Origin of the sequence: Jeotgalibacillus sp. S-D1 (genome assembly GCF_004358665.1) — a bacterium.
Taxonomy (GTDB): domain Bacteria; phylum Bacillota; class Bacilli; order Bacillales; family Jeotgalibacillaceae; genus Jeotgalibacillus.
Genome location: NZ_SMZR01000005.1, coordinates 232,043 through 256,199 on the forward strand (window position 1 = coordinate 232,043; position 24,157 = coordinate 256,199).

The 24,157-nt window shown below is 39.5% G+C and carries 22 protein-coding genes; 3 read left to right on the forward strand and 19 right to left on the reverse strand.

Annotation, left to right across the window (positions count from 1 at the left end):
• Positions 1-6: 6 nt before the first annotated feature.
• From E2R51_RS15360 to E2R51_RS15375, 4 genes are all read right to left on the reverse strand, one after another.
• The gene (locus E2R51_RS15360; RefSeq protein WP_133377966.1) at positions 7-1,173 is read right to left on the reverse strand and encodes a levoglucosan dehydrogenase; all 1,167 of its coding nucleotides are present in this window, start codon (positions 1,171-1,173) and stop codon (positions 7-9) included.
• Positions 1,174-1,191: 18 nt separating this feature from the next.
• On the reverse strand, positions 1,192-2,370 hold the full coding sequence (locus tag E2R51_RS15365; RefSeq protein WP_205703339.1) for a substrate-binding domain-containing protein: 1,179 nt from the start codon (positions 2,368-2,370) through the stop codon (positions 1,192-1,194).
• A 62-nt stretch (positions 2,371-2,432) separates the two neighbouring features.
• Complete coding sequence (locus E2R51_RS15370) at positions 2,433-3,605, reverse strand: Gfo/Idh/MocA family protein (RefSeq protein WP_133377967.1); 1,173 nt, start codon at positions 3,603-3,605, stop codon at positions 2,433-2,435.
• Between the two features lie 41 nt (positions 3,606-3,646).
• Positions 3,647-4,456 (reverse strand): sugar phosphate isomerase/epimerase family protein, encoded by an 810-nt coding sequence (locus E2R51_RS15375; RefSeq protein WP_133377968.1) that lies wholly within the window; start codon positions 4,454-4,456, stop codon positions 3,647-3,649.
• Positions 4,457-5,109: 653 nt separating this feature from the next.
• Between E2R51_RS15375 and pssA the strand changes: the two genes are divergently transcribed.
• Complete coding sequence (pssA, locus tag E2R51_RS15380) at positions 5,110-5,796, forward strand: CDP-diacylglycerol--serine O-phosphatidyltransferase (RefSeq protein ID WP_133377969.1); 687 nt, start codon at positions 5,110-5,112, stop codon at positions 5,794-5,796.
• Positions 5,797-6,022: 226 nt separating this feature from the next.
• Here the strand turns inward: pssA and E2R51_RS15385 are convergent, their stop codons facing one another.
• From E2R51_RS15385 to E2R51_RS15435, 11 genes are all read right to left on the reverse strand, one after another.
• Positions 6,023-6,622: a hypothetical protein gene (locus tag E2R51_RS15385; RefSeq protein ID WP_133377970.1), complete on the reverse strand. Its 600-nt coding sequence runs from the start codon at positions 6,620-6,622 to the stop codon at positions 6,023-6,025.
• Positions 6,623-6,823: 201 nt separating this feature from the next.
• On the reverse strand, positions 6,824-7,582 hold the full coding sequence (locus tag E2R51_RS15390) for a ZinT/AdcA family metal-binding protein (protein WP_240733102.1): 759 nt from the start codon (positions 7,580-7,582) through the stop codon (positions 6,824-6,826).
• A 326-nt stretch (positions 7,583-7,908) separates the two neighbouring features.
• Complete coding sequence (locus tag E2R51_RS15395; protein WP_240733103.1) at positions 7,909-8,748, reverse strand: ketose-bisphosphate aldolase; 840 nt, start codon at positions 8,746-8,748, stop codon at positions 7,909-7,911.
• Position 8,749: 1 nt separating this feature from the next.
• Positions 8,750-9,766: an inositol 2-dehydrogenase gene (iolG, locus tag E2R51_RS15400; RefSeq protein WP_133377972.1), complete on the reverse strand. Its 1,017-nt coding sequence runs from the start codon at positions 9,764-9,766 to the stop codon at positions 8,750-8,752.
• A gap of 21 nt (positions 9,767-9,787) precedes the next feature.
• Positions 9,788-11,377, reverse strand: coding sequence for a solute:sodium symporter family transporter (locus E2R51_RS15405; RefSeq protein WP_133377973.1), 1,590 nt, complete (start codon positions 11,375-11,377; stop codon positions 9,788-9,790).
• Positions 11,378-11,394: 17 nt separating this feature from the next.
• Positions 11,395-12,273, reverse strand: coding sequence for a myo-inosose-2 dehydratase (gene iolE / locus E2R51_RS15410; protein WP_133377974.1), 879 nt, complete (start codon positions 12,271-12,273; stop codon positions 11,395-11,397).
• Positions 12,274-12,281: 8 nt separating this feature from the next.
• Positions 12,282-13,307, reverse strand: a complete 1,026-nt coding sequence (locus E2R51_RS15415; RefSeq protein WP_133377975.1) for a Gfo/Idh/MocA family oxidoreductase — start codon at positions 13,305-13,307, stop codon at positions 12,282-12,284.
• Between the two features lie 19 nt (positions 13,308-13,326).
• On the reverse strand, positions 13,327-15,246 hold the full coding sequence (gene iolD / locus E2R51_RS15420; protein ID WP_133377976.1) for a 3D-(3,5/4)-trihydroxycyclohexane-1,2-dione acylhydrolase (decyclizing): 1,920 nt from the start codon (positions 15,244-15,246) through the stop codon (positions 13,327-13,329).
• A 4-nt stretch (positions 15,247-15,250) separates the two neighbouring features.
• Positions 15,251-16,213: a 5-dehydro-2-deoxygluconokinase gene (gene iolC / locus E2R51_RS15425; protein WP_205703340.1), complete on the reverse strand. Its 963-nt coding sequence runs from the start codon at positions 16,211-16,213 to the stop codon at positions 15,251-15,253.
• A complete protein-coding gene (iolB, locus tag E2R51_RS15430; RefSeq protein WP_133377977.1) occupies positions 16,213-17,031 on the reverse strand; it encodes a 5-deoxy-glucuronate isomerase in 819 nt (272 codons plus the stop codon). Before iolB ends, iolC begins: the two co-directional genes overlap by 1 nt.
• Positions 17,032-17,033: 2 nt before the next feature.
• Positions 17,034-18,506 (reverse strand): CoA-acylating methylmalonate-semialdehyde dehydrogenase, encoded by a 1,473-nt coding sequence (locus E2R51_RS15435; RefSeq protein WP_133377978.1) that lies wholly within the window; start codon positions 18,504-18,506, stop codon positions 17,034-17,036.
• 245 nt (positions 18,507-18,751) lie between these two features.
• Here E2R51_RS15435 and E2R51_RS15440 point away from each other — a divergent pair, with 245 nt between their 5' ends.
• A complete protein-coding gene (locus E2R51_RS15440; protein ID WP_133377979.1) occupies positions 18,752-19,510 on the forward strand; it encodes a DeoR/GlpR family DNA-binding transcription regulator in 759 nt (252 codons plus the stop codon).
• A gap of 14 nt (positions 19,511-19,524) precedes the next feature.
• Positions 19,525-19,917: a tautomerase family protein gene (locus E2R51_RS15445; protein ID WP_133377980.1), complete on the forward strand. Its 393-nt coding sequence runs from the start codon at positions 19,525-19,527 to the stop codon at positions 19,915-19,917.
• A gap of 19 nt (positions 19,918-19,936) precedes the next feature.
• Here E2R51_RS15445 and E2R51_RS15450 read toward each other — a convergent pair whose 3' ends face one another.
• The 4 genes from E2R51_RS15450 to E2R51_RS15465 all read right to left on the reverse strand — a co-directional run bounded on the left by E2R51_RS15450 (position 19,937) and on the right by E2R51_RS15465 (position 24,081).
• Positions 19,937-20,251, reverse strand: coding sequence for a PTS sugar transporter subunit IIA (locus E2R51_RS15450; protein WP_133377981.1), 315 nt, complete (start codon positions 20,249-20,251; stop codon positions 19,937-19,939).
• 2 nt (positions 20,252-20,253) lie between these two features.
• A complete protein-coding gene (locus E2R51_RS15455; protein ID WP_133377982.1) occupies positions 20,254-20,553 on the reverse strand; it encodes a PTS sugar transporter subunit IIB in 300 nt (99 codons plus the stop codon).
• Between the two features lie 464 nt (positions 20,554-21,017).
• Complete coding sequence (locus E2R51_RS15460) at positions 21,018-21,860, reverse strand: sialate O-acetylesterase (protein WP_133377983.1); 843 nt, start codon at positions 21,858-21,860, stop codon at positions 21,018-21,020.
• A 289-nt stretch (positions 21,861-22,149) separates the two neighbouring features.
• Complete coding sequence (locus E2R51_RS15465) at positions 22,150-24,081, reverse strand: PTS fructose transporter subunit IIABC (RefSeq protein WP_133377984.1); 1,932 nt, start codon at positions 24,079-24,081, stop codon at positions 22,150-22,152.
• Positions 24,082-24,157: the final 76 nt, after the last annotated feature.

Here is a 24,157-nt window from a genome sequence, read left to right on the forward strand (position 1 = left end):
CTTCATCTACTCGTTGAGATTAGTCGCAACCCATCTATCCAAGCGTGAAGATTCTAGAATTGCATCAGTAACCTTTGCAATTTTATGTCCATCTCTAAAATTAGGTTCACATTCCTTATTAGTCGTGATCGCCTGTAGAAAATCATGCATTTCAATAATTTTCACTTCACTGTAGCCAATACCAAGCCCCGGAATCGGCCATAACCCCTCTCCGTAAGGATGCGCCGAGCCCGTGTAGACCGTTTTAAAGCCTCTTCGATCGTCTGGATCCTTTGAAAAGCATACTTGTAGCTCGTCACGACGTTCATAATTAAAGACGATCGAACCTTTTTCACCGTGTATTTCAAAAGTTAGAAAGTTATGTCTTCCCCAAGCGTTTCTTGTTCCTTCTATACTTCCAATTGCACCACTCTTAAATCGTAATAACGTTAAAAACTCATCATCGACATCCACATGACCAAGCTCTTTAATTTCAGACTTATTATTTCCTAGCGTATCGATCGTGCCCTTCTGAATCGGACGATCTGGAATCCATGTTTTCGTTGTAGCCATAACTTGTTCGATATCCCCTACCAGATAATGAGCAAAATCAAGTACATGCGTACCGATATCACCTAGCGCACCAGATCCTGCCATCTCTTTTTGAAACCTCCATGAAAGTGGTGACGCAGGATCTGCAGACCAATCTTGTAAATAGGTCCCTCTAAAATTTAAGATCTTCCCAATAGCGCCTTCACTAATATACTTTTTAGCTAAAGCAACGGCTGGCGTTTTTCGATAATTGAATGCAACTAAATTTTTTACGTTTGCAGCTTCTACTGCTTCTAAGATACGCTTTGTTTCACGAGCATCTCTGCCAAGTGGCTTCTCACAAATAATATGTTTTCCTGCTTTTGCAGCAGCAATCGCCATATCTTCATGCATATTGTTCGGCGTAACGATGTCTACTATATCAATTTCAGGATCTTCTATAATATCTCTCCAATTTGTGGTGTACTGCTCAAAGCCTAATTTTCTTGCAGCATTTTTAGCTAATTCCTCATCAATATCGGCGATCATTTTTCGTTTCAAATATATACCATCATCATAAAACATATTGACCGAAGCCATGGCCATCGAATGAGCCTTAGCCATAAATCCGCCACCGATCATTCCAACAGTTAAGGTTTTCATTTTTGTTCTCCTTAGCTTTTAGTCAAAGAAACCTTGAATTTCTTCAGGCGCCTCCTCGTTATACACTAACTTCCATGATTCTAATAGATTATCTTTTGTAACAGACAGTGCGGGTACAGCAACATAGGGCGGAGCCTCTTTCCCTAATAACGCATATCCAGCAAGAATCGCTTCAGAAACACCTTGATCGTAAGGTAATTGAGCACCAATCCCTTTAATGTTCTGGTCTCTTGCCATGTCTAGTGCAACGCCTGATCCTAGGTCTATCGTCGTAATAACAAGATCATCTAGACCTGCAGTTCGAGCAGCCGCCATAGCACCTTCTGCAGGAACATCCCACACGACAAACAGCCCATCCAAATCTCTTGTGCGCGTAAGCATAGAACTAACTACACTTTCACCGTCTTCAGGTGCTGCAATTCCAGCTCTATCTATAATTTCGATACCTGGATATTCATTTTCAATTGTTGTTTCAAAGGCCTCTACTCTTTGACCAGTCACGAAAAAGTCTGAATCATGATAAATGACACCAATTTGACCTTCATCACCTAACTCCTCTGCCATTGCATGTGCCGCAGCTACTCCGTTGCCGTAGTTATCAGCCGATACAGCGCTTACATAATCTTCCCCATGAACGAACCCTTCTGGAACATTATCCATAAATACGATATCTATTCCTTTATCAGCGGCCCTTTGATATGCACTAGCCGTTGAGACAGGATCAACCGGAATACTGACTAAAATATCTGGTTCTCTAGAGAGAAGTGTTTCGAGATCTGACGTTTGCTTTTCCACACTGAACTGAGCATCTGTGATTGCTAAAACTTCGATTCCCATCTTTGCAAACGTTGATTCTAATCCATTTATTTGCGCTTGGGACCAATCATTTCCAGCATAGTGCATAGAAATGGCGGCGGTATAATTACCCTCCCGAATCTCTGCAACTTCTTCTTCCGTTAGTTCGATTGTATGAGCAGAAACTGCTTCTTCTCCATTTGGTCCCTCACTATAAATCTCGGAGCCTTCTGGAATATTTGAGTTAATCTTAATCGGTCCATCCATTTCTACGTCTAAATTTCCTACCGGCGTGACGTCTGATTCTTCGCCAGAACCAGCACTATCATCACTTCCACAAGCGACCATTACCGAAACGACCAACAGTAGTAAAAACGTAAAGAAAAGCTTTGCTTTTTGCATTAAATCCACCCCTTTTTAAGTATTTTCATTCATCAAATCTGTTCATCCCTTTGCCCAAACTTTTACTCTACTTTTTCCCAGCTTCTCGATTTAGATGACCTCATCACAGCGTCACATACCTTGTCTACTTTATAAGCCTCACCGAATGACGTGGAAGACTGTTCACCGGATACGATGGCTTTGATAAATTCATAGGCTTCAATTGTCTTCAGTTCACCATAGCCAATATTCATCCCTGGAATATTCCATGTAACCTCACCGTAAAAATGAGCAGGACCTGTGTAAATTGTTTTAAATCCTCTACGATCATCTGGATCATCCGAGAAACAAACCTCTAGCTCGTTCAAACGTTCGTAGTTAAATAAAATGGATCCTTTTGTCCCATGAACCTCTACTGTAATAAAGTTATTTCTTCCCCATGCATTTCGTGTTGCTTCTATACTACCAACAGCTCCACTCGCAAAATTCACGAGGAAAGATGCTTCGTCATCTACATCCACTTTTTCTTTTTTTGCATATTGATCAAGCTTGATCGTTCCTAATGAATCGACTCCACCCTCTTGAACGGGACGTTCTTTAATATACGTTTTTACAGAAGATACGACCTCTGAAATATCACCTGCTAAGTATTGTGATATGTCAATAACATGGGTTGCAATATCTCCTAATGCTCCAGCTCCAGCATGTTTTTTCTGGAATCTCCACGATAATGGAGAAGCTGGATCAGCGCTCCAACTTTGCAAATAATTAGATCTGACGTTAAGAATCTCACCAATCGATCCTTCATCAATGAACTTTTTAGCTTGTACAAGAGCTGGTACTCTACGATATTGATAGGCACACATCGCGATAATTCCATTTTCTTTTGCTATTTCGGCAACCTCAGCCATTTCTTTTGCATCTACTGAACTATTAGAGATTGGTTTCTCACATAAAACATGCTTTCCTGCGCGTAAAGCCGCGATCGAGATCTCTGCGTGTGAATCATTTGGGGTACACACACTGACAATATCAATATCAGGATCATTAACGATTTCTTTCCAATCCGTTGTATATTGCTCAAATCCGAATCGTTCCTTAGCATCGGACGCTATACTTTCCTCAATATCACAAATAGTTTTTAGAACGGGTACAGCTGGCGCAGGCCAGAAAAATTTAGGTAAATTAGAATAAGCCACAACATGAGCTTTCCCCATAAAACCTGCACCAATCAATCCAACATTTAACTTTTTCATAAACTATCATCCTCTCATTTTTGTTTTTTCAAAAAATATTATTAAAGCTTACCTTCTAAAAATTGATATGAAATTCTACAAGCTTCTTTGGGATCACCAGAAAATCCATCAATCTCTACTAACCAATCACCTTTAAAATCCTTACTCTTTAAAAATTGGATAATGTCATCCAGCGCTAACATTCCTTGTCCAAGCGGAACAAATTCGAAGTCTTTCAAATCCTTCAGATGAATATAGTGAATGCGTTCGTAATACTTCTTCACAATTTCGAGAGGGTTACCTCCACCTGCTGCTAAGTGTGCAAGATCTGGACAGAAAGGAATCGATGTTAATGAAAATATTTTGTCTATCTGTTCAGGTGTTTCTACCATCGAGCCCAAATGAGGATGGTAGCTTGCTATTAATCCATGTTTTTCTATAATTTCTCTCGCTTGATCTAACCCTTGTCCTAATAACACATAGTCTTTTTCTGTGTTTCCTCTAGCTCGAACAGCACCTCCACCCAATACAATGTGCTTAGCGCCAAATTCAGCTGCAAGTTCGGCAGTCTTATTTATTCTCCACAGTTCATCTTCCAATGAATTTTCATAGATAAAATTTGCACCTACATAGACTCCAAGCAATGCAACTTCATATTTACGTAAATAACCTTTAAATTCTTCTTGTTTTTTTGAAAACCGTTCTAGGTTCCCATCAAAGAGCTCAATACTACTATATCCATAGCTACTAATTGTTTTAATAGCGTCTTCATCATTACAAAGCGTTGCGTAACGAATATCCTTAGCGCTTGTCACACCTCCCCCTGAGCCAACTAAAAGACCAAACGAATTTGTCATATAACCAACCTTCATTTCGGTAACTCCTTTTACGTAAATTTTTGCATTTCAAATCATTGGACTAAATTTAACACCCTTTGAAAACGCTGTCAAACATATTTTCTGACTATTTTACGTAATTTTAATGATAATTCTAAATAAAACCCTTTAGATATAGGGTTATCATCTTTTTTAAACAAAAATAAATTATTTTTTACGTAAATAAAATACTAACCGAATTAAAGACATCGTATGTTCAATTACAGAAACAGGTGGTGAATTTAAAAAAGAAAAAGCCACTCTTAGCGAGTGGAACTTTTCCTTTTTTTTTGGTTCTTAGAGTTTATTTCTTACCGATCATGCCGAATCCTTCAAATAAATTTCTTATGCGCTGATCAATCAGTTTCGACTTGTCACCCGTTTGATCCCCGAAGTACAAATCCTTTGTCCCCATTCATTTTATATATCCAAAGGATAAAAAAGACCATGATATTTATTTTAGTCATGGTCAAATTTAGTAAATGTATTGAGGTACTGTACAATTAATAAAGATTATTATGGGAAGAAGCTTAATAACTACTTCTGTTTATGATTTAGTTAAAATCTCCCCCTCTCACCTTTCGTTTGTTAAAATAAAGTAACTCTTTTAGAAAAGGAGAATGTTGAGATAATGCAAGGATGGTTTTGGAATGATTAAAAGGAATATCCCTAATTTATTCACACTAAGTAATTTACTATTTGGCTTTCTGTCAATAGGACTCGTATTACTGCAGGATTTTCAGAATGCCGCTATTATGATACTTGCGGGGATGATGTTAGACAGCTTAGATGGGAGACTCGCACGGAAACTTGGTGTGGAGAGTACGTTCGGGAAAGAATTAGACTCACTTGCTGATATCGTCACATTTGGAGTGGCACCTGCGGTATTGATATTTAGCACCACTTTTAGTGAGCTTGGTATTCTCGGTATGGTTATATCTGGTCTATTCCCTGTCTTTGGTGCAATTCGCCTGGCAAAATTTAACGTTGATAAAACGCCAGACAACAAGTATTTTACCGGCGTTCCGATCACAGCTGCCGGAGGACTTATCGCTTTATTGACCATTTTCCAAAGCTTTCTTCCGGATGTTGCCATTGCTGTAGCACATACATTCTTATGTGTTCTGATGGTTAGTTCGGTTAAAATTCCGAGTTTAAAAAGCGTGCCTATACCAAAGTACGGCACCATCGTAACTCTATATCTGGTATCACTTCTCGCTGTTGCCTTTTATAACGGCAGATTTGCAATATCACTCGCTTTCGCCATTCCGCTGTATATTTTGTACATGAGCGTTAATTTATTTTTGAAAAATAAAAAGAACGTGAATAGAAAATAAAAAAATTAATTTCTAGACATATAGGAGAGAACAGGCGGGTGCTTTAATAGATAGCACTCGCCTTGATATTTTATAAGCTTCCCCATTATTCCCGGCGCTCTTTTCGACTGCTCTGTGAGGTACGCTATTTCCTGCTTTTCAGACTGTAAACCTGTTATAACCACGAAAACATTACAGCTGTTTAGTAATCGGAGGGTATTTTGAAGACTTGCGGGGTTAATGGAAGTTAATTTTGGATGTGCTTTTTCAAACGGTATATTTCTTTATCATGCTCTTGATTTTTGTGCAGCAAATAATCATTATTTTGATTATTCACATCTTGTTTTTGCGATATGTGTTTTAACATAGACATGATTTCTTCCTGACGCTCATTTTCCATACGGTCTAGCTGTGTATGGATTCCTGTAAACTGTTCGTTTAGCTGTGAATAGATTCCTGTAACCTGTTCGTTCATCTGTGCATGAATTCCTGTAACCTGGTCGTTCATCTGTGCATGGATTCCTGTAAACTGGTCGTTCAACTGTGAATGGATTCCTGTAAACTGGTCGTTCATCTGTGCATGGATTCCTGTAACCTGGTCGTTCATCTGTGCATGGATTCCTGTAACCTGGTCGTTCATCTGTGCATGGATTCCTGTAACCTGGTCGTTCAACTGTGTATGGATTCCTGTAAACTGTTCTTTCATCTGTGTACGTATTCCAGTAAATTGCTCATCATGATTTTGCAAACGCTCATTTATACCATCAAAGTGGTGATCTACTTTTTCAAAACGGCTTTCCATATTCTTTTGAAGCTCGACAATCGCTTTTAAAATACCACGTTCCATATTTTTTCCTCCTTTCTTTGTACTATTATTATAAAATGCCGAAACGTGAAAGTATAGTCCATTAAAAGTGGTTCCTTATGGAGTAATCTAGTAGAATCAGAAGATTCCTGTGATACCTGTATTTAAAACAATCTCAAAAAAATCCGGTTCCCAAGAAGGGCACCGGATTTCTTAATAGTATTAGTTTGGTAAGATGATTGATTAATGCATCATCATTTCTTCAGCAATTTCTTCACCGCTTAGGTCTGAGAAGTAATAGGTAGGCCAGTTGGTGACTTCATCGAGGAGCGCTTCGCGGTCATCTCCCCAATACAAGTGATAATGATCTGCATCGGTTGGCTCGATGCCATGGTCACTGAATTGAATATAGGCGGGCATGGTTCCTTCCTGTTCTTCATCCAGTTTAAAAATGTATCGTACGCCTCGGTTGCCTGCTTCATATTCCAACACTTCGTAGCCGTCATAAGTATAGCTTCCAGAAGATTCCTCACCGTTTTCAAAGAAGGTAAATGTATCTCCTTCGATCACAACGCGATCCACGTCGGTTTCATACCCTTCCTTATAGTATTCCTTGTATTCTTCCTCCGTCATGTCGCCCTCTTCTGCTTTATGAGCAAACACCTGGTCTAAAGTTCCATCTTCTAAATAAGGATAGACAGATTGCCAGTCGCCTTCCCAATCAGATAGCTCACGATCTTGAATTTGGTCATCTTCAAAATAGCCATCATAGATTTTTTGTGCTTCTTCGTCTAATTCATGGTCATGATCGTGATCATGGTTGTGTTCCTCTTCATGGTCATGGTCATGGTCATGCTCTTCCTCGTGGTTATGTTCCTGTTTCTCAACCTCTTCTGAAGCAGAGTCGTTGCCATCTTCCTTAGTATCCGTATTCTCTTCTCCACAAGCTGCCAGAGTTAAGGCAGTCATAAAAATAAACGTTGTCATCCATTTTTTGCTCATATGTATCTCCTCCTATTAATTTACTCTAAATAACATATCGTAACCATTACGATTTGTAAATAGTAATCATTCCTTTTTATTAAACACTTACATTTGTAAGTGCTTTTTAAAATTGATTCTATCAGCTTTTCCTTATGATCTTTCTAACAGTTTCCTCCCCCATTATCTTAAATAAAAAGCCTGCCCTCCGCAGTCTCTCGGTAAGCTTAAAACGAAAATCGAAGAAGACTAAATATTAAAACGGGCAGCTCTTTGAAGAGCTACCCGTTTTTGTTTTAAGAGAAAAGGCGGATGCTTTACTCGATAGCATTCACCTTTACTATAAACTATGCTTTTTCATAGGCTCCCGTACGTATAATCACTTCTTCAATCACAGCATTTAAAGCCTGTTTACCTGGTTTTAAGATCTCCATAGGAGCATATAATTCCTGATTCTCTGTTAACACTGTTCTAAGCGCATCAGACCAGCCAATATTTAGTTCTGTATTGTAATTGACCTTAGCATGGCCATAGGAAATAGCTTTTTGCAAATCAGCATTAGAGATTCCGGATGCTCCATGAAGAACAAATGGTACATGAAGCGATTGGCGTAAACGGGCCATTTCCTCAAATCCCAGGTTGGGCTCTCCTTTGTATTTTCCATGGACAGAGCCCAAAGCTGGGGCAAGGCTATCGATTCCTGTTTCGATCGCAAGCTTCATGCATTCGCTTTGATCGGCGTATATCATATCGCTATAGACACCATCTTCCGTGCCTCCAACACTGCCGACTTCCGCTTCAACAGTGACTCCTTGCTTATGTGCGTATTCAACCACCTTTTTGGTATTCTTCACATTCTCTTCAATTGAAAGCTTGGAGCCATCGTACATGACAGAATCGTAGCCTGCATCGACCGCTTCGAAGCATCGCTCAACCGTTTGGCCATGGTCTAAATGCAGGATAGCAGGGACCTTTATCTTCAAATCCTTTTTCATAATCTCAAAAATTTGTGCAAGCAGTTTAAAGCCACCCAACTGATCAACAATCTTATCTGTCGTGCCTATAATAACCGGCGCTTTACATTTTTCGGCTGTTTTCAAAATAGACTCCAGCCAGATTAATCCATTCATATTGAATTGAGGGACGGCATACTTCTTTTCAAATGCATCATCTAGAATATTCTTCATTTTATAACCCGATTTCATGATTAACTTTTACAGGCTTTCCGCTTTCATAGGATTCCTTAGCAGCCTGCGCGATTCTCTGAGCCATAATTCCGTCCCTGAACACTACTCCGGTTTCTTTATCATTGATAATACTGTCTACAAATTCCTGTGTTTCACTTATAAATGAATCATTATACCTTTCCAAAAAGAAATGAAGAGGCTGATCCATCTCAACTGTATTCGAGTGATAATATTTTAGATTTGTACTCGTTTCGTTATCAGCGACCAGTGCTCCCCCATTACCAAACACTTCTATGCGCTGATCATACCCATAAACAGCTTCTCTACTGTTATCGATTACTCCAAGTGCACCATTTTCAAATGTTAACGTGATGATGGCTGTGTCGATATCACCCTTGTCACCAATGGCAGGGTTTACTAACGTCGCTCCTTTTGCATACACTTCGCTAACCTCAGAATCCAGCAAATATCTTGCCATATCAAAGTCATGGATACTCATGTCCATAAACATTCCGCCAGAACTTTCAATGTAATCCAAATGTGGAGCTTCAGGATCTCTGGAGGTTATTTTCAGAAGATGGACGTCCCCAACCTTATTGCCTTTTACTCTGGCTTTCATTTCTTTAAAGTTTTTATCAAACCGTCGATTAAAACCAACCTGGAACTTCACTCCGGCTTTTTTAATATGTTCATAGGCTTCAAGAGTTTCCTTATCATCAAAGCTGATTGGCTTTTCACAAAACACATGTTTATTATATTTTGCTGCTAATTTAATTAAGTCAGCGTGCGTGCTTGTGGGTGAACAGATAAATACTGTATTGATTTCCACATCTTCAAAAATATCCTGATAGTCTGTGGTGATTTCTTCCACTCCACAATCTTTAAACCATTCTTGTAATTGATCTGAAAAAAGATCTGAAACCTTTTTCAATCGAACATTTGGGTTAGTTTTCAAGTTATTGATGTGTAATTTTCCAATTCTTCCTGCACCTATTACACCTGCTATTATCTTTTCCATCGGAACGTCTTCCTTTCTTAATTAGGCTAATACCAATGGGGAGAATATGATATACATCGCTACTACTGTCAGCAATATAACCGTCCCAACCCATTTCGAGTGTTTCCATGGGGTTAAATCTACTTTGTTTTTATACTTCTCGAATTCAAACTCTACTTTATCCGGCTTCAATGAACTAAAAATGTACAAAATAGCTACGTCAAGAATGAATAAAACGCTCCAGACATAAAGGTAATGAATGTCTGCAAGCAGTACTTTGGATAAACTATACGTGATGACGTGAAAAACAAACGTAACTTTCGCACCCAAAGCTGAGGTTTTTTTCGAGAAAAACCCGACTAAAATGATGGCAAGCAGCGGCATATTATATAAGCCGTTGAATTCCTGGATTACTGCGAACAGTCCTTGTGGAAACAGAGAGATCAATGGTGCAATAATGATGACAATGATCCCTACACCAACCGTTAGGATTCTCCCCATTCTTGCAATTTGGCGGTTATTCGCCTTTTTGTTAATAATAGGTTTATAGAAATCCAGACTGAACAGTGTAACCGTCGCATTAAGCGCTCCAAGGAAAGAACTCATAATGGCTCCAAACACGATTACCCCGAAAATTCCATAAGCCCATTGCGGCAATACTTCATTAAGGAGAGTTGGATAGGCCATATCCATCTGTAAACCATCGCCAAACATTGTGGCAGCTATAATTCCAGGGATCACGAAGAAGAAAATCCCAAATATTTTAAAGAATCCTACAAGCATCGTGCCTTTTTGTGCTTCCTTTAAATTTTTAGCAGCTAATGCCTTTTGTACAATCATTTGATTGGTACACCAGAAATACAGGTTGTTAAAAAACATGCCAAAGAAAAGAGCAGGCCAGGGTACAATCGTTGAATCAACCGGGCCCCAGGCATTTAAATTATCCGAAGATTCAGATAAAAGTCTGTCTACGCCATTTAAAAAACTGCTGTCTCCTAATGCAATAAAGCCTAAAACTGTAATAATACCACCGCCTAGCAGCAGTCCGACTCCATAAATGGAATCACTATGTGCAACGAGTGAGAGACCACCGACAAACAAATAAATAATCCCGACAATCCCGATAAATGCAGCAATAATCACTACTGCTGTCATGGAAGATACGCCAAGAAATTCCCCAACACCAAACAAATCATTAAATATTAAGGCTCCCGAGTATAAAACTACAGGCATAAAACTGACCGTATATGTAAACATAAACAGAATGGACACAATCCTCTTTGTCATTGTGTCATAACGAACTTCAATGAAGTCCGATATTGTATTTACACCATACTTTAAATACCTCGGAAGAAAAATCCAGGCAGACAATACAATGGCTACAGCAGCAGTCACTTCCCACGCCATTACTTCTGCCCCTGCAACATAAGCTTGTCCATTTTGACCGACAAGATGTTCAGTGGAAAGGTTTGTCATAATAATTGACATACCGACTGTAGTGCCTACTAAGGACCGGCCACCAAGGAAATACCCATCTGAATCTTGTGTATTTATATTTTTACTTCTGTAGTAAGCGTAAAGGTAAATAGCCACTAAAATAACCAGGAAGCTAGTTATAGTAAACCAGTTCATATTTATTCCCCTTTGTTCTATAAGTTATCAATATACCGTTTCGCTTTTACGGCATACTCGAATGCATTACAAATACTTGGGTCCTGTTCTGCCTCAACAACAATCCAGCCTCGATAGTTATTTTCCTTTAAATAGTTCAGAATCGGTTTAAAATTGATGTACCCATCACCAGGAACAGTAAAAGCTCCTTTTTTTACACCCGCCAGGAAACTATCCCTATCACTTTTAATTTTCAGCGCCACTTCTTTCCTAATATCTTTGAAATGAACATGCCTGATTCTGTCAAAATGTTTTTCCAGAATATAAAGAGGATCTTCCCCGGAAAAAACGAGATGGCCAGTATCATATAATAAACTTACTTTCTCCGGATCCGTGTCCCGCATCAGTCTATCAATTTCCTCCGTAGTTTGGACGCATGTACCCATATGGTGATGATAGACTAACGTCATTCCTTTTTCCTTCGCCAATTCACCCAGCTTTTCAAGACCGTGAGTAAAGCGCTTCCATTCTTCTTCAGTGAAAGCAGGCTTCTTATCAAACAACGGCGCATCCATTATTCCCTGAATGCTGCTGCCCTGCTCGGAAACAACGATTACCTCAGCCCCCATTGCATGGAGGAAATTCCTGTGCTGGATAAAATCTTTCTTTACTTGTTCAAATCCTTGTGTGGTTAAAAATGCACTAAACCAGGCACTGGCTACTTCCAGCCCTCTTATATCCAGAAATCTTTTTAAGGATGCAGGATCCTTTGGAAACTTGTTCCCCACTTCCGTTCCCTTATATCCTGCGAGTGCCATTTCACTGATACACTGTTCAAAAGAATTCTCCGCTCCCAATTCAGGCAGATCATCGTTAGTCCAAGCGATTGGTGCGCAACCCAATTTTATATTTTCCATGCTATTAATCATCCTTCGTAATGAATTTCCACCAGCTTATTTTTTTCTAATGATCTCTGGCAGGCAATCGCCACTTCTGTGCTTCGCAGCCCATCGACCGCTGTTACCTCAGGTTTCGTTTGTCCTCGAATGCATCTTACAAAGTCTTTAAGTTCATCCACATAGGCTTCTCTGAATCGTTCCGGAAAGCTTTGGGACGTCGGCCTGACTACGCCTTGATCATTAAAAACTGTCACCTTATTTTTATCTGGTGTAGCAGCAATGCGAACCATTCCTTTTGTGCCAATCACTTCCGTTTCAACATGGTATCCATGGCTTGCTGTACGGCCAGCGACTAAAAAGGCTGTTGTATTATTTTCAAGCTGCATCGTGGCTGTACTCATTTCTACCTCATTCAACTCATTTAATTCAGGAAAGACTTTATTATTGCCTGTAGCCCATACTTTTGTGACTTCAGAGTTTGTGAACCAGCGAATTACATCAATATCATGTACGCTCATATCCAGATAAATGCCGCCACTCGGGCTCTTTTTAGCAAAATTAACAAAGCTTTCAAGACCTGCGATTGGATCGATTCCATACGACCGGATAATCGAAATGTCACCTATATCCCCTCGGTCAATCATTTCTTTCACATACAAGTAGTCCTGATCATATCTCCGCATGAAACCTAAATGAAAGACCTTATCGCTTTTGTCGATTACCTTGCATGTTTGCTTGATCTCCTCAACCTCTAATCCGATCGGCTTTTCACAAAAGACGTGCAGATCATGCTCAAGAGCCAATTGGATATGACTGGTATGAAAGCCGGAAGGTGTCACAATGCAAACCGCATCCAGTTCATCATTCTCGATCATTTCTTCATACGTCGTGTAGGCGTAAGGAACTTGATATTTTTCCTGAACCTGCTTATTAACGCTTTCGTCCAGATTTGAAATAGCCGTCAGTTCAACATGTTTCATCTTATAAATATTATCAGCATGGATTAGGCCCAGACGGCCTAATCCAGCAATACCAATTTTAATCGTTTTCATTTAGTCACACTCATTTGCGCTAATATTGTTTTGCTTTGTCTCTCATGCTCAGCACTTCCGCTGCTTTATCCATTATGTTTGCATTAGCTGAATGTTCGGAGATACCTACATTCCAATAGCTCTCATACCCATCAGTCATGGTTTTTGGAAGTACTTTTATATGAATCAAAGTCGAATTTTCGCTTTCTTTTGCTTTTTTAATTGCTGTCTCTACGTCTTGATTGTTATTAGCTGTAAAGGAATCAAAACCATAACCCTCTGCCACTTTTGCATAATCCACGGTCAGGATGCTGCCATCTGTTTTAGTGAATTCTGTACAGTAACTTTCGCTGCCGTGTCCCATTTGAAGATTATTGATACAGCCATACCCTGAATTATCAAATAGAACGATATTGAGCTTGTAGCCGTATTGAAGAGCGGTCACCATTTCTGTGTGAAGCATCAAAAAGCTGCCATCTCCAACCATGCAGTAGACTTCTTTATCTGGATGGGCAATTTTCACACCCAGCCCCCCGGCTATTTCATACCCCATTGTGGAATATCCATACTCAACATGGTAGGTATTTTCAACCGTGGAATTCCAGACTCTATGCATGTCTCCAGGCAGAGATCCTGCAGAAGTGATGACATAGCTGGAAGGATCGATCAATTCATTCACCTTAATTAGGGCTGTTGTCTGGGAATAATTTGTGCCCAGTTCATTGGCATAAGCCTTTAGCTTCTCTCTGCCGAAGGAGTCTTTAATTTCCGGCTGATAGGCTTCATCATTCAGATCAATCTCAATTGCTGCCAGTCGTTTTCTTTCATTCAGCCATTCCTGTTTATAGTCTTCCAGCTGATTACGAAACTCGCTTTCATAGCCAACTAAGAGATCACCAAGCTTTTGAATTGTTGCCTTTGCATCGCCTACCAGCTGAATCGCATCCATTTTATACGTTTGCATTCTGCTTACATTTACGTTGATAAATGCCGACTTTTCAAAATTAAAAGCGGTTTTAGAAGCAGACGTGAAATCTGTATATCTGGTGCCGATTCCAATAATCAGATCTGCCTCTTTAGCCGCTTTATTGGCAGCAAGTGTGCCTGTCACACCTACTCCTCCCATGTTATATGGATGATCAGAGGAAACAGTCGATTTTCCTGCTTGTGTTTCAACAAGTGCAACTTTGTATTTTCTTGAAAAATCTGCGATTTCATTGCCTGCAAGTGAATATTTCGCCCCGCCTCCAACTACGATTAAAGGTTTTTTTGCAGTAAGAATCTCTTCTTTAGCCCGTTCTAATGATTCTTCAGACGGAAGAATTCGATCAACATAATGAATTCTCTTTTTAAAGAATGCCTCTTCATACTCAAAAGCTTCACCTTCAACATCCTGGGCTATTGATAATGTAACTGGTCCTGAAGTTTCCGGGTTTGTCATCACTTCAAAAGCACGCAAAAGAGCTGACATCAGCTGCTCCGGGCGTTCAATCCGGTCCCAATAGCGTGAAACAGGCTGCAGTGCATCGTTCGTCGTGATTTTATGGCTATGAAAATGTTCGATCTGCTGTAAAACCGGATCAGGCTGCCGGGTTGCAAACGTGTCACCTGGTAAAAACAAAACAGGTAAATTGTTCGCTAAAGCGGTGGCACTGGCCGTTACAAGGTTTGCGGAGCCGGGTCCAACAGATGATGTTACAGCGAAAATTTTTCTTCTGAAATTTTCTTTGGCGAAAGCTACCGCAGCATGTGCCATCCCTTGTTCATTTTTCCCTTGAATTACTTTCATATGGCCTGTATCTTCCTGAAGGGCCTGACCAATACCAAGCACATTTCCGTGACCGAAAATATTAAAGAACCCCTCAACAAATGGCGTTTCTTTTCCATCAAAGTGAATGTACTGGTTATTTAAAAATTTCACCAGCGCCTGTGCGGTTGTTAATTTAATTCTCTTTGACATAAACTCACCCTTCATGACTATTTATTAGGTTTTCAATGTCTCGAATCGTTGGCATGGCATCTGATGAGCTATGTTTTGACACAACGATCGATGCAGAAGCGCTTCCATATTGCAAAGCTTCTTTAATACTTTTATCTTTTTTCAAAGCATAGATGAAACCGGAAGCAAATGAATCCCCTGCACCAAACGTTTTTAACACTTTCGTTTTGTAGATCGTGCCTTCAATGACCTCACCATCTTTAGTGAATGCTCTCGACCCTTTCACTCCATGCTTAATCACTATAAGTCCAGGAGAATACGCCAGCAGTTCCTTTGCTGTTGCTTCATCGTTAACGCTTTCATTTCCTTGCATAATATCGAATTCATCTCGTGTGCCAATCACGATATCAGCCATCCTTGCTACTGTTGTCATATAAATTGAAATCTCTTCTTTAGTTTTCCAGGTATAAGGACGGTAATCTAACTCAAAAATCACTTCAACACCATTTTTTCTGGCTACATCAACCGCATGCAGTGCCGCTTCTCGTGATGGAGACTGGCTAAGTGATGTACCTGAAATAAGCAGGCTGTCAGCATTTTTAATGTACTCATCATCAAAGTCATCTACACTTAAATAAAGATCAGCAGCATTTTCCCGGTACATGACAATACTGCACTCTTCAGGGCTTTTAATTTCAGTAAAGGTCAACCCGGTTTTTCTGCCTTGTGTATCCTTGTTGATATATTGAGTATCGACTCCTGATGTTTCCATATAATTAATGATAAAGTTTCCATGCTGGTCATCCGAAACTTTCGCGATCATTCCAACATTCAAACCTAACTTCGAAGTGCCGATTGCAATATTCGCCGGCGATCCTCCAACATATTTCGAAAAAGTCATGGTTTCTTCCATTGGACGGTTATACTCCGTGGCATTTAAATCAATAGCTGCTCTTCCAAATGTAACTAAGTTTAATTTTTTCATCATTAATCCCTCTCCAAAATCCATTCATGGTCTTTATCATTATTAAACTTCCATTTTCTTTTCGGACCGGCCATAACATTTAAATAATAGAGATTATAACCATCCGGAACTCCTACCGGATGATAGCCTTTTGGGACCGACACACAATCTTGATGCTCCACGGCCATCGTTTCGTCCAAATCACGATCATCAGTATAAACTCGTTGAAAAACAAATCCCTGCTCTGGATCAATTTCATGGTAATACGTTTCCTCAAGGAAGGATTCCTCCGGCAAATTATCCTGATCGTGCTTATGAGGCGGGTAGCTTGAGAAATTTCCGCTGTCTGTATAGACCTCGACTACAAGCAAATTTTCCGGAATATCCAGATAATCAGGCAGAATATTATGCACAAGCCGCTGGTTGGCATATTGACCGCGATGCTCGATATCATTATCTTTTGCACGAATGACCTTCGTATCCAGCACTTTGCTAGAATTTGAGTAACATAGAGCCAGTTTCACAGGGGTATTTGCCTGCACTTTAACCGTTTTTGTTGAAGGTACATAGATGCTGTCTGTCGGTTTTTTCTCAAAAACAGAATCTCTTGTACCAAGACCCCTGTACTCTTCCCCGTCAACATCTACATCCACACTCCCAGTCAGGACAACTGCACACAGTTCCGTATTTTCGAGAGTTTCTTCGTATTGCGCCCCTTCACCCATTTCAATCACTTTAAACTCGACATACTCAAGACCGGTATTTGATTTGTTCAAGTCCTGAATCACAGTAACCCCTTCAGAAATCTTTGAATCTCTTTTTTTATATAATAGATTAACCATTATTAACCCTCCTGAGAAAATTCCGGTTCAAGATACCGCGCAGTAACGACTTTTTTTCTTGTATAGAACTCTACACCATCTTTCCCATTTGCATGCAGAGAACCGAAGAAAGAAGACTTCCAGCCGGAGAATGGAAAAATAGCCATAGGAGCAGGAACACCCAGGTTTATGCCTAACATACCCGCGTCAATGTTTTCACGGAAATAACGAACACTCGAAGCACTGTCTGTGAAAAGGCAGGCACCATTTGCAAATTCAGACTGATTGGCCACTTTAATGCCTTCTTTCAAATCTCTTACTTTCACAATCGATAAGACAGGAGCAAAGATTTCATCCTTCCAAATCTTCATATCCGTCTTTACATTTTCAAAAATGGTCGGTCCAACAAAATAACCCTCATCAGAGCAGCTCTCACGTCCGTCTAAAAGAAGCTTGGCTCCTTCTCTTTCACCTTCTTCAATGTATTGGATTGTACGTTCTTTGTTCTCTTCTCTAATAACAGGACCCAGGAACACGCCATCTTCCAGACCGTTGCCCATTTTAATATTTTCTGTTTCTGATTTCAGTTTTTGAATGAAAGTTTCATAGATACCTTCCTGAACGGTAATAACTGCCGCAGCCATACAACGTTCTCCAGCTGAACCGAATGCTGCACTAATAATTTCTCTGACAGTTTGATCCAGTCGTGCATCATCAAGCACAATTGTATGGTTTTTAGCACCAGTTAGCGCCTGAACCCGTTTAAGATTATCTGTTCCCTTTTTGAAAACATATTCACCAACAGGCTTCGAACCTACAAAGGACACGGCTTTGATATGCTCGTTCTCTAAAATGCCATTCACAACATCGTGCGCTCCATTTACTACATTAAATACGCCATTTGGCAACCCGGATTTCTCCAAAAGTTCTACCAATTTTTCGATAAGTAAAGGGGTTTTTTCTGATGGCTTCATTATAAAAGTATTACCAGTAGCAATCGCCATCGGGAACATCCAGCAAGGAACCATCATTGGAAAGTTGAATGGTGTAATACCACCTACAACACCTATAGGGTAGCGATAATTTGTACCTTCTACGTCTGTAGCAATTGATGGCAGCGAATCACCCATCATAAGGCTCGGTGCACCAGCTGCAAATTCAACGTTTTCAATTCCGCGCTGTACTTCTCCAAACGCTTCATTTAAGCTCTTGCCATTTTCTGTTGTAATAATTTCCGCAAGCTCCTCTTTATTTTCAAGCAATAGCTGCTGAAATTTAAACAATATACGTGCTCTTTTCGGAACAGCAACATTCTTCCACTCATGAAAAGTTCTCTCAGCAACCTCGGCCGCCTGATCCAGTTCTTCTCTCGTAGACAAAGGAACTCTTGCAATAATTTCTTTTGTTGCCGGATTATATACCTCAATTGTTTCAGTGCTATTGCTCTCTACCCATTCACCATTAATATAGTTTTTTAAAATTCTGACTTCTGACATGATATTTCCTCCTCATTCGTAATCGCTTACAAAAACTACTAAACTTATGATTAAACATTATCAATTAACCATTTTTTAGTCAAGTCTTAATTATATTTTGATTAACTTTTGATAATTTATACTTAAAAATGGTGATGTTCACATGTATACATGCTACAATATAACTAAAGTTACATTAAATTTAGTTTATATAAGATGTTCATTGAGCATATTATGATTATGGAAGATTGGGGAGGTGATTTGGTATGAAAGTGAAAAGAATCCATCAAATTGAAAATTACCTGAAAAACAAACAAGAGGCATCCTTGGAAGAATTAAAGGACCATTTTAATGTCTCTCTCAATACCATTAGACGGGATATTAATGAATTAACGAAGTCTTCAACTATAAAAAAAGTGTATGGCGGGGTTGTTTATACGAAAGATAACCAAGTAACGGAGGCTTTTGAAGACCGGAACGTTAGTCATTTAGAGGAGAAACGAAAAATTGGCCAACACTGTGCCCAATTTATTAAACAGCACGACATCGTCTATCTGGACTCTGGCACTACTACACATTTTGTTCTTGATCTTTTAGACAAAGAGATTGAATTTACTTTGATTACGAACAGCTTAGAGGTAATCAACAAAGCTGTGAAATTTCAAAACGTCACACTGATCGTGATTGGCGAAACGTATAAAAGATCTACGAAGTCGTTTACTGGTATTTCAGATGATCAGACGATAAACAAATTCAATATCAATAAAGCCTTTATGTCAGCAACAGCATTTTCAATTGATAACGGAGCCTCTAATTCCGACCTATTGGAAAATAGGATTAAAAAACTTATATGTGATCGAGTGCAGGATATTTATTTACTCATAGATGACACTAAATTCGGAAAAACCTCCCTGTACACCTATTGCAACCTGGAAGATATCCACACCATCGTGACGAACAATGGTGTTGCTCAAGCTTATGTCAAACCTATAGAGAAGTCGAAAACAAAACTTATTCTTTTATAGTAAGGAGAAAGATCATGCCGTTATTAAAATTTCATTTATATGAAGGAAAAAGCGAGAAAGAGATTAAGAACATTCTTGATGTAACTCATGAGATTACAGTCAAAACGTTTGAAGTCCCCCAAAGGGACCGCTACCAGCTTGTTCATGAACATAAAAAATATCAAATGATAATGGAAGATACCGGATTAGGATTTGATCGTACAGACAATTTCCTATTAATCCATATGGTTTCCAGAAAAAGAACAAAAGAACAGTTAACCAGATTCTACGATGAACTGGCTACTGCCCTCGAAGAAAAGTGTCAAATAGATCCTTCAGATTTAATGATATCGATCTCTTCAAATGGGGATGAGGATTGGAGTTTTGGCGGAGGAAAAGCCCAATTTATCACAGGAGATTTATCATAACAAAAAGGCATCTGCCAAATCAGATGCCTTTTTTATTTAAATGGAGTTCCGCTAACTCTTTTGTAAGTTCGAATACCATTTGTGCATTTGACACATGGTCCATTGCATGAATTAAATAGATATCAATTGGAACGTTCTCTGTTCTTGCATTTAGACTGAGCAAACTGGTTTGCGCCCGATGTGCCTTAATTAGGAACTTCCTCGCCTCAACGATTTTTTCATTATACCCTTCCACATCACTTTTCTTAGCACATGACAGGGCTTCATAGGCACAATTTTTCACTTGAGCAGATTCTGTAATTAAGGGCATGAACCTTGTTAGATCAGGCTCCATTCTTACAAGGCCTCATTGAGCTGCTCAAAAATACTGAAGACGTTCATATTATTGTAATCAATCACGGAAATTTTAAGGACTTTACCATTGGCTGCTTCATTATATTCCGCATATTTCTGATGGATTTGCGGCACCAATAAAACAGCATCGACTGATTCTTCTTTTATAAAATCCAGCCCTTCCTCCGTATTTTTCGACTGTATTTTATATTCTTCGTTTTCCTGCTGAGCCAGCTCTTCCAGCTTGGTTACCAATAAACTCGTCGTAATTCCAGCTTCACAAACAACGATAACATTTTTCATTATTCCAACCCCCTGGGTTTTATATTAGTCGTTTACCTTTATTGTATAGACATATTTAAATTATTTTAAACGGTAATTTGGTTCTTTTGGTTTTCAATATTAGTAATTACTTCTAGGCGGATGACTAAACGGCTGCGTTTTAAAATATAGGTAAGAATGAAAAGATGTAATGACAGTTAATCTGGATCCTGATATATTCCTAAATTTCAAATGGAGATGATCTACAAAAAAAGGTTATGTCTTTGAACACTGGCAAACCCCACTCTTGAATTCATACCGTACCCTTTGTCAAAAACAAACCTCGCATCACCAGTTTCTGTTTCCTATTATTATTAAAACTTCCCGTCGCTGAGATGACTCTATTCTTGATAAACCTCGTAAATATGTCCAGCGTCTAGTTGTCAAAAAAACGTGTGTAAGTTCATTTTCCATCCATTTTTACTGCCTTCGATCGTTCAGTTAGATTATTGGTTTAACTCCAACTGCAATTGATACTCTTCTATAGATATCTCTCCTCCAGCAAATTGTTTATCCAGTATGGCGCTTTTTTCAGTCTTTGTTAAAGGTCTCTCGCTGAAAATAGTAACGGCATTTTCTTCACCTTCCAGAGGTTCTAATACATGGTTGCGTTTAACGTATGCTTCAAAATAGCGAAAACCGAATATTCTCTGTGAAACAGCATTTAAATGAATGCCGTCAGGATTAGGTGTCAGTCCTGATGCTGTTGCAAAATAACAGTTCTTCTCCTTTTCAGCAAACTCCAGCAGCGCCTCATTAACCTCAGAATGCTCCGGAAAGTACTGACCAAGAAAACCACTGCTTAAATAACTCCCTATTCCCCCTATGATAATAGGCAGCTCCGGCTCATTCAGTTCACGACGAAATGCCTCCACAATTTTTGAAAACTTCTCATGATAACGTTTTGATAGACCAGAAGAACATTCATTTTCACCTTGATGCCACAAAATCCCTTCAAGCTTACTGCTTGTCTTTGCAAGTTTTGCTTGTAAGATCGCATGTTCAAACAGTGGTCCATCAACTGACCAATCATCCAAACTTGAACCACCTTCAGCACAAGGGATTAAACCTATTTCCTGATCTTTATTTTTTCTACACCAGGCCGCTGCAAAAGAAGCCGAAGGCCCAACCCCTGCAAAAGGTCGATCATAGTTAATAGGTTCCATCATGATTTGCCATTTTCCATTTCTTTGTACTTTTATACGTTCATTACAAATCATTGGCACCTCTTTTAAAAATCCACGTCCAGCCATATTCGATTGACCAGCCAGTAAAAAAGAATGCAGCATATTTTTTCCTCCTTATATTTCTAATCAAATAATTCTCTTTCCACTTATTCTAAACAATGTAGCAAACTTCTGAAATGGTGAAAATGACTTGTAAATGTTCTTTACATATAGATAGTGCTGGTTCCCCAGTGATGTTCGATTTTCTTAATCGTTTTATCAAAAAGATAGTAATCCTCAGGCAGATGCTGATTCCTGCTGTCACTAGGAAAAGGATTCCTAATGGATTCATTAAAAACCAACTAAAAAGGATCAGAACCAGCAAATAAACCGGTTCCGATCCTTTTTAATTTTATTGAACAGTATCCAGCAGATCATACGCTTCTTGTTTCGTTTCAGCTGCTAAAAGCTGTTCTCTGAAAGACTCATCCATTAATTTACGGGACAGCATTTGGAGAATTTTCAAGTGAGCATCTCCTGCGTGCTGCTCAGGCACCGCTATCATAAATATCAGTTTGGCGTCCGTTCCATCCATGCTTTCCCAATTTACTCCTTGCTGTTTTATACCGAATGCTACAGACGGTTTACGGACAGCACTTGATTTGCCATGAGGGATCGCAATATTCTCTCCAATGCCAGTGGTACTTTCATTTTCCCGTGCGATAATCGCTTCCTTAAATTTAATTTTAGATTCTAATGCACCTGATTGATTCAGTTTTTCAATTAATTCATCAATCACATCATCACGTGCACCACCATCAAGCTGAAGGGTAATCATCTCTTCGTTCATGATGTCTGTTAGCTTTTGAATCTTATTTTGAACGTGTTGATCTTCATTCACAGTTTCTGCAACCTTTGCATCAGCATCAACTTCGCTCTCATCATCATCCGCGTGAACATCTCTCTTCAGCAAATTCACCAATAGTGCTGTAACAATTACACCACAAATAATTGCGATAAAAAACATCAGTACGTTATTGACTGCTCCAAGAAGCGCTACAATGGGGCCTCCGTGTGCTACTCTGTCTCCAACATTTCCGATCATGGCAATTACTGCACCTGTCATGGAGCCTGCCATAATACTCGGGATTACACGCAATGGATCTTGGGCTGCAAATGGAATGGCACCTTCAGTGATGCCAAACATTCCCATTGTCATGGCTGCTTTTCCTGCTTCTTGTTCTGCTGGCTGGTATTTTCTTTTCTTCAGCATTGTCGCCAGACCCATCCCAATCGGCGGCACGCAAATCGCAACGGCAATCGGTCCCATAATCTCGTAGTTACCTTCTGCAATCATCGCTGAACCAAATAGAAAGGCAACTTTGTTGACCGGCCCGCCCATATCAAATGAAATCATTGCACCTAAGATCAGCGCCAGTAAAATTGAACTCGAACCTTGCATTCCGGCAAGCCAATCGGTTAAACCAATAAACAATGCCGCGATCGGTGCGCCAATCACATAGACAAAAATTAATCCAACAATGAGCGAAGCAAAAATCGGAATAATAATAATTGGCATAATAGGCATTAATGCTTTTGGTACTTTTAATCTTTTAATCATAAGAGCCACATAACCTGCTAAAAAGCCCGCAATGATACCTCCAATAAAACCTGCACCAGCTTCACTGTCATAAAAGCTGCCATTTGCTGCAATATAACCACCGATAACCCCTGGAGCTAAGCCGGGACGATCAGCTATACTTACAGCAATAAAACCTGCCAGAATCGGCACCATGAAGGTAAATGATGCACCGCCTAAAAGCTCAATCTTTTTCCAAAAAGAATCCTCCGGAATCACGATTCCGCCTGGTGTCGTTTCGCCTCCAAGTGTCAATGCAACGGCAATCAGTAGTCCTCCTATGACGATAAAAGGAATCATATACGACACGCCATTCATCAGGTGGCGATAAATCGGATTTTCTTTCTTTTTCTTCTCACGTTTAATGTCATCAACCGAACGTTCCTCCGGCTTATAGACGGCTACTTTCCCCTCTTGAAACTCCTGAATAAGAGCTTCCGGACGTCTGATACCATCTTGTACTCCTGCCACTAACATCCGCTTTCCAGCAAAACGGTCTTTAACTACCGATTTATCGGCAGCAATAATAATGCCGTCTGCCTCTTCAATATCACGCTCTGTAAATTCATTCTCAACACCAATTGAACCCTGCGTTTCAACTTTCATCTCAATTCCGAGCTTATCAGCCGCTTTTTGAAGATTTTCAGCAGCCATATAGGTGTGTGCAATACCGTTGGGACATGATGTAATAGCTAAAAGTTTCATATCTGCTTCCTCCTTATAGAAGACTTCTTACACTCTACTATAAAGAAGGTTTCAGAATAAAAAAGACGAATGATTG